This window comes from Paenibacillus woosongensis, assembly GCF_030122845.1.
Classification (GTDB): Bacteria; Bacillota; Bacilli; order Paenibacillales; family Paenibacillaceae; genus Fontibacillus; species Fontibacillus woosongensis_A.
Genome location: NZ_CP126084.1, coordinates 5282694 through 5289572 on the forward strand (window position 1 = coordinate 5282694; position 6879 = coordinate 5289572).

The window sequence follows — 6879 nt, forward strand, 5'->3', positions numbered from 1 at the left end:
GTTACTCCAGTTTGCGGGAGTCCCGAGGGCTGCGAGCCCTGGGGGCCCTCCCTTACGGTAAGGGAGGGTTTGGGAGGGTTGAGATCCCTAAACAACAAACAAGACGCAATGACATTTGCCGAAACAACGTCATTGCGTCCCCATTCATTTGCTCTGCTTCAGGGCGATCACCACACGCCGGTTAGGCTCCTCACCTTTACTGTAAGTCTTAACCTCCGGATGGTCCTGAAGTTTGGAATGAATCACTTTGCGCTCTTGCGGCGACATCGGTTCAAGCGCTAGCTCTTTTCGGGTTCGAACCACCCGGCCAGCAAGCCTGACGGCCAAATCCTCGAGCGTCTTTCTCCGGCGTTCCCGGAAATTCTCCGCATCAAGTACGATACGAACGAAGCTATCGGAATAACGGTTAGCGATAATATTCGCCAAATATTGCAGGGCATCAAGGGTTTGTCCTCTCCGCCCGATCAGTAATCCCAAGTCACTGCCGGAAATGTTCAATACGGTGTTATCCTTGTTATGTTCAATTTCCACATTTACCTGAAGACCCATATTCTCGCCGACGTCTCGAACAAATGACGCCGCCTCCTCATAAGGATCCCGTTCGTTGCTAACCTCATCCTCTAGATCAGCTACAGGAACAGTATGGCTCGAACGGCTTCCTTGAAGCGGTTCTGATACGGTCTCCTCCAGCAAGGTCAATTCTACCTTGGCTTCCTTGACACCGATCAGCCCCAGGAATCCTTTTGATGGCTGCTCCAACACATTCACGGCGACTTTATCCTCGGTAGTGCCGAGCTTGGCCAATCCTTGTTTTACAGCTGCTTCAACGGTTTTTCCTGACGTCACAATTTTATTCATTTCGACTTTTTGGCCTCCTTGGCTCCTTTGCCGGGATGACCGGCTTTCAAATTGGAACCGCCCTTTTTCGACTTCGTTCCACCGCCGCCTTGATTACCCGCTGTAGCAACGACAGGGTCTTTCTTGCGATAAATGAAATAGTTTTGCGCAATCGTATATAGGTTACTGTACACCCAGTAAAGAGGGAGTGCTGCAGGGAAGTTGTAGGCCATGATGAAAATCAACACTGGGTAGACCAGCATCATGAACTGCATCGGCCCTTGCATGCCTGCTGGGTTCATGCTCGACATCATTTTCGTTTGAATGTATGTCGTTAATGCAGCAATGACAGGCAAAATAAATAATTTATCCGGTTCCCCGAGCTGCAGCCACAAGAATGAATGTGTCGAAATCGCCGAGTTATTGTAAATCGAATTATACAGCGCGATAAATACCGGCATTTGAATTAATAAAGGGAAACAGCCGGCCATCGGATTGACGCCATGCTCCTGGAACAGCTTCATCGTCTCCTGCTGCTGCATTTCCGGATTATCTTTATACTTTTCTTTAATCTTCGTCAATTCAGGCTGAATGGCTTGCATCGCTTTCGAGCTCTTGACCTGTTTGAGCGTCAGCGGCAAAATCAGCGTACGTACAATAATAGTTAGGACGAGAATCGCTAGCCCGTATTCCCCGCCAAACCAATCCGCAAACGTATCCAAAGCAAGCGAGAAGTAATAAACGACATTCGCCGTCCACCAGGAACCGCTGTTACGCATATTTTCAGTCGTCGTAGCATTATTCGTAACTTGTCCGCAACCGGCAAGCACGACAACCAGGCCGATCGCTAAAATGAGGAGAAGCCACTTGCTTCTGTTCTTGTTAAAACGCGACACTTCAAAACCCCTCTCTTAACCTATCCATTCATCGTAAATCATAACATATTTAAAAGGACAAATAAACAAGCATCCCTAAGGTCTGAAAGGCTTGAGCAGCGAGGCTTTACGCAGAGCATGAAGCACGCTTTTCTCCAGTTCCTGATACTCCATCCCGACAGCGCCTTTTCTCACGATGAAAATAATGTCCACATGATCCCTGATCTTTGATTCATGCAGTCTAACGATTTCTTTGATCAACCGGCGCATCCGATTGCGGACGACCGCGTTTCCGATTTTCTTGCTGGCTGAGACGCCAAGCCGAAATCGCTCTACCTCCGGTTTGTTCGACCAATAGACGACAAGCTGGCGGTTCGCAAATGACTTTCCGAACCGATACACTCGGCTGAAATCAGCCCGGTTCCTTAATCGCAGCTTCTTATGCACGACAATCTCCTTGCTCTGAACCCTGCGAAAGAGGATGCAGGGCTTCACTTTCTTTGTATTATAAACCAACGCCAAAAACGGTAAACCTCATTTTCAAATAGGTGTCCCGTTCCATGAATAAACCATATTCCTGATTCTGCACGTGAAAATCATAATGTTCATCGCAATGCCGATGGATTCCGAGGGAATTTCCATATGTCTTTGTGCGATATTACAGCAACAAAAATACCCCGCAGCAACAAGAGCGCTTCGAAATCACTTCCGGCAAATATCATGCGGTACCACAACCGAAGGACGGAAACGAACAAGCGGAACGTTCACTGCAGGGAGCCTTAACGAGCAATATACTTCACATAAACTCTTCAGCAATCCAGCGCATTAAATTTTAAAAAAAGACCACCGTAGTGGTCTTCACGCTGTCATTACGCACTGAGTACTTTTCTGCCTTTTTGACGACGAGCAGCCAGAACTTTACGGCCATTTTTCGTGCTCATTCTCTTACGGAAACCGTGAACCTTTTTACGTTTGCTCACATTCGGTTTGAAAGTCGGTTTCATTTATCGCACCCCCTTACAGGTCTAACTTCTATATTCACCATTTTCATTATCCACAGAAAATGCCTTTTTTCATTTAACCATAAAACCCTGAGTAAAGTCAACCGGGCCCGGCATTTCTTTTTGATCATCTTTTTTGAGCTATTTTAAAATTATGCACAATCCCCAAGCCCGAAACAAAAATTTCTTGTCCACAGCTTCAAATCCTCCATTTTTCGAATAATAGTTATACACATGTGGAAAACTATTTTGAAATAATGTTTACAGTTTCGCAGATGGAGAAGTATAATCAGATTCAAGTTGTATACAAGTATACCAATTGAGGAAGGGAGCAACACAACAATGAAACTTGGCATGATCGGTCTTGGCAAAATGGGATATAATCTGGTGCTTAATTTGCTGCGGCATCAGCATGAGGTTGTAGCCTACGACGTAAATGAACAGGCTGTTAAAAAAGCGGCTGACAATGGAGCCATTCCTGCGTCTACTTTAGAGGATATGGTCGCTTCTCTTCAGACTCCGCGCATCATTTGGGTTATGGTTCCCGCCGGCGATCCGCTGGAATCCACTATTACTGCTATAACTCCCCTGTTGAGTCCAGGAGATATCGTGATCGATGGAGGGAACTCTCATTATAAAAATTCCGTAAAGCTAGCTGCCAGGCTTTCGCAGCACGGAATTCATTTCTTCGACGTCGGCACATCCGGCGGAGTGGATGGCGCCGAGCACGGGGCTTGCTTCATGGTTGGCGGCGATGAAGCAATTTTTCGGAATATTGAACCAATATTTAAGGATATTGCCGTCACAAACGGCTATCTATATGCCGGCAAAGCCGGCAGCGGGCATTTTCTCAAAATGGTGCATAACGGGATCGAATATGGAATGATGCAGGCCATCGCCGAAGGCTTCGAAATTCTGGACAAAAGCAATTTCGAATTCAATTACGAACAAGTCGCCAAAGTCTGGTCGAACGGCTCGGTCATTCGCAGCTGGCTGATGGAGCTCACGGAGCAAGCTTTTGCCAAAGATCCCAAACTTGAAAATATCCGCGGCATCATGCACTCCTCCGGCGAAGGCAAATGGACGGTCGAAACCGCCCTGGACTTGCAGGCAAGCGCACCGGTCATCGCCCTGTCCCTATTTATGCGTTACCGTTCCCTTGATCAGGATGCGTTCCATGGCAAAGTAGTGGCTGCACTCCGCAATGAATTCGGTGGACATGCAGTAGTAACCGCCGACAAACCATAAATATGCGGGCCCGCTTAAGGAAAACCATGCTATGATTAAGCTTAAGAATGCTTAAAATGGAAATTTTCTCTTTAAGATAGGGGTTAAATGTATGATGAAATATCCTGCTGCTTGGTTAAAAGGAAATTCACTGGGCGAATCCATCGCCAGCCAACTTCGTCTGCAAATTATCCGGGGTCAAATCAAAAGTGGCGAGATTTTATCCGAGAACCGCATCGCTTCCGATTTCGGAACGAGCCGCTCCCCAGTGCGTGAAGCACTAAGGACGCTGTCCGCTGAAGGCCTCATTGCCTTGCAGCGGATGGGTGCCGTCGTCACGGGCCTTCAGCTCAAAGATATTATCGAGCTGTATGATGTGCGTTACTTGATCGAGAGCTTTGCCTGGCAGCAGCCGGACCTGACGAATTCCGCGGATCTTCTGTCCCGTATGGAACAAATGATTGACAAAATGGAGCTTGCGGCAAAGCACCTGGACTACGTAGAATTCACTTCCCAGGATATCAGCTTCCATGAGACGATGATTCAGGCTTCGCAGCATGCCCGAATTATGCACTTATGGGCGAGCATACGCCCTATCGTCCTTACGGTCATGCTGATCACGAACGAGGAAGTGCTCTCGCGCGGTGAAGAACAGACGAAATATGTAATCAACAAGCACCGGAAACTGTTAAGCAGTTTGCAGACCCGGGACAAGTCCGTCATTCAATCCGGCATCGAGGACTATTTCGCAGATTCGCGGCGAACTTTGCAGGCCAGCATTAAGGGTAATACTAATTAGAAAGAACTTATTTTCCAGCTTTCAAGTCATTAATAATAGAGGGTAGGTAATTATTATGGATCATCCCTTGTATATGATCGGTATAGATATCGGAACAACTAGCACCAAAGCCGTTTTATTCGAGCAAAATGGCCGGATTATCACTTCCAGCAACGAGGGGTATCCCCTCTATACCCCATCCGCTTCCGTCGCAGAGCAGGATCCCGAGGAGATTTTTGCGGCTGTCATTCAATCCGTCAAGCAAATTATGGCGCACAGCCAAATCTCCCCCAATCAGATCATGTTCGTCTCGTTCAGTTCGGCCATGCACAGCGTTATTCCGGTAGATCAGGCCGGTAAACCGCTTATGCGCTGCTTGACCTGGGCTGACAACCGCAGCCAGCCTTGGTCCGATAAGCTGAAGAACGAGCTAGGCGGTCACGACATTTATATGCGTACCGGAACGCCAATTCATCCGATGTCGCCGCTGACAAAGCTGATGTGGCTTCGTCATGATATGCCGGAAATTTTTCAAGCGGCCGATAAATTTATTTCTATTAAAGAATATGTATTTAAGAAGCTGTTCAATCAATATATTGTGGACTATTCCATCGCCTCGGCAACAGGACTGCTGAATTTGCACAAGCTGGACTGGGATACCGAAGCACTTGCCCTGGCCGGAATTACGGCCGACCGCCTCTCTGAGCTCGTGCCGACCACGCATGTGGTCCAGGGACTGTCGGAAGCCTATGCACGGGAGATGGGTCTTTCCGCTTCTACCCCATTCATTGTCGGCGCAAGCGACGGAGTATTGTCCAATCTCGGTGTCGATGCCATTGATCCTGGGGTCGTAGCAGTTACGATCGGCACAAGCGGAGCCATCCGCACCGTCGTCGATCGGCCTGTGTTCGACCCCAAAGGACGGATCTTCTGCTATGCGCTGACAGACAAACATTGGGTCATCGGCGGCCCGGTCAACAATGGCGGCGTCATTTTCCGCTGGGTACGCGACCAGTTTGCCGCCTCGGAAATCGAAACGGCCAACCGGCTGGGGATCAGCCCATACGATGTATTGACGAAAATTGCCGAACGGGTAAGTCCAGGGTCAAACGGGCTGCTCTTTCACCCCTTTCTGTCCGGGGAACGGGCTCCGCTGTGGAATCCGAACGCCCGCGGCTCTTTCTTTGGCCTAACGCTCAATCATCAGAAGGAGCATATGATCCGGGCCGTACTAGAGGGTGTTATTTACAACTTATATACAGTTCTTCTCGCTATGGAAGAACAAATCGGCCAGCCGCAGAAAATTCAGGCCACTGGCGGGTTCGCACGTTCTCCGCTATGGCGTCAAATGATGGCCGATATTTTTGACCAGAAGGTTGTCATCCCGGAAAGCATCGAAAGCTCCTGCCTGGGCGCGGCAATTCTCGGTTTATATGCTCTGGGCAAAATCGATTCTTTCAACGTCGTCAAAGAAATGATCGGCGATACGCATGAACATGCGCCTAATAAAGACCATGCTGCCGTGTATAAGGAGCTGCTGCCGATCTATATCCGCATTTCGCGTAAGCTGGAGGAGGATTACGAGGCGATCGCCCGTTTTCAAAGAAATTGCTCTTCAAGCCCGTCAGATAACTAACAACAAACCAGCACGCAAAATAGGGAATGAATCAGGGTCCCCCCTGCTCATTCCCTATTTTTTTCTCGACATTCATATGTATTAAGAGGATCGTTCAGAGTAACTCACAAGTTCCCCAGAAATTGATTCCACAAATTCCAACCTTTTATTTAACAACTTGTGCATAATTTTTAGCGATAATTCACTCATTATGTCGAATACTGAACAATTTATAAACAATATGTAGTGGTGTGGATTAAAATTATACACAAGTTATTGAATTTGTGGATAATTTGGTGCTGAACATTGAAATACAAGGCTTATTTTGCTATGATTAGATTGCTTTTGATGTGAATATCTAGATGTTAACAACATAATTATCAACAGACTGTGGATAACATTGTGAACAATTTTAAATTATCCACGTTTATAATTATTATAGCCTTCTGACCAATGGGGATAACAGTCCCCTTTATTTATGCTTTTTTTCGACTCGTTCTGCATGGCTCAAGCCACAAATGTGAGATTTAAAAGGAGTGACAGTCT

Annotated in this window: 7 protein-coding genes; 3 read left to right on the forward strand and 4 right to left on the reverse strand. The window is 47.3% G+C overall.

Annotated elements, in window-relative coordinates; genetic code table 11:
• Positions 1-144 precede the first annotated feature (144 nt).
• From jag to rpmH, 4 genes are all read right to left on the reverse strand, one after another.
• Positions 145-858, reverse strand: coding sequence for an RNA-binding cell elongation regulator Jag/EloR (gene jag, locus QNH46_RS24375; protein ID WP_283926413.1), 714 nt, complete (start codon positions 856-858; stop codon positions 145-147).
• A complete protein-coding gene (locus tag QNH46_RS24380; protein ID WP_283926414.1) occupies positions 855-1733 on the reverse strand; it encodes a YidC/Oxa1 family membrane protein insertase in 879 nt (292 codons plus the stop codon). The genes jag and QNH46_RS24380 overlap by 4 nt, the downstream gene beginning before the upstream one ends.
• A 75-nt stretch (positions 1734-1808) precedes the next feature.
• Positions 1809-2159 carry a ribonuclease P protein component gene (gene rnpA / locus QNH46_RS24385; RefSeq protein WP_283928545.1) on the reverse strand — a complete coding sequence of 117 codons (351 nt, stop codon included), beginning with the start codon at positions 2157-2159 and terminating at the stop codon, positions 1809-1811.
• A gap of 422 nt (positions 2160-2581) precedes the next feature.
• Positions 2582-2716: a 50S ribosomal protein L34 gene (gene rpmH / locus QNH46_RS24390; RefSeq protein ID WP_040735642.1), complete on the reverse strand. Its 135-nt coding sequence runs from the start codon at positions 2714-2716 to the stop codon at positions 2582-2584.
• A gap of 339 nt (positions 2717-3055) precedes the next feature.
• Here rpmH and gnd point away from each other — a divergent pair, with 339 nt between their 5' ends.
• The 3 genes from gnd to gntK all read left to right on the forward strand — a co-directional run bounded on the left by gnd (position 3056) and on the right by gntK (position 6354).
• On the forward strand, positions 3056-3961 hold the full coding sequence (gnd, locus tag QNH46_RS24395; protein ID WP_283926415.1) for a phosphogluconate dehydrogenase (NAD(+)-dependent, decarboxylating): 906 nt from the start codon (positions 3056-3058) through the stop codon (positions 3959-3961).
• Between the two features lie 94 nt (positions 3962-4055).
• Positions 4056-4739: a GntR family transcriptional regulator gene (locus tag QNH46_RS24400; protein WP_283928546.1), complete on the forward strand. Its 684-nt coding sequence runs from the start codon at positions 4056-4058 to the stop codon at positions 4737-4739.
• Positions 4740-4812: 73 nt separating this feature from the next.
• Complete coding sequence (gene gntK, locus QNH46_RS24405) at positions 4813-6354, forward strand: gluconokinase (protein WP_283926416.1); 1542 nt, start codon at positions 4813-4815, stop codon at positions 6352-6354.
• Positions 6355-6879 lie beyond the last annotated feature (525 nt).

Coding starts and splice junctions, on each gene's coding strand:
- jag (WP_283926413.1), bottom strand. CDS start 858: ATGAATAAAATTGTGACGTCAGGAAAAACCGTTGAAGCAGCTGTAAAA.
- rpmH (WP_040735642.1), bottom strand. CDS start 2,716: ATGAAACCGACTTTCAAACCGAATGTGAGCAAACGTAAAAAGGTTCAC.
- gnd (WP_283926415.1), top strand. CDS start 3,056: ATGAAACTTGGCATGATCGGTCTTGGCAAAATGGGATATAATCTGGTG.
- QNH46_RS24400 (WP_283928546.1), top strand. CDS start 4,056: ATGAAATATCCTGCTGCTTGGTTAAAAGGAAATTCACTGGGCGAATCC.
- gntK (WP_283926416.1), top strand. CDS start 4,813: ATGATCGGTATAGATATCGGAACAACTAGCACCAAAGCCGTTTTATTC.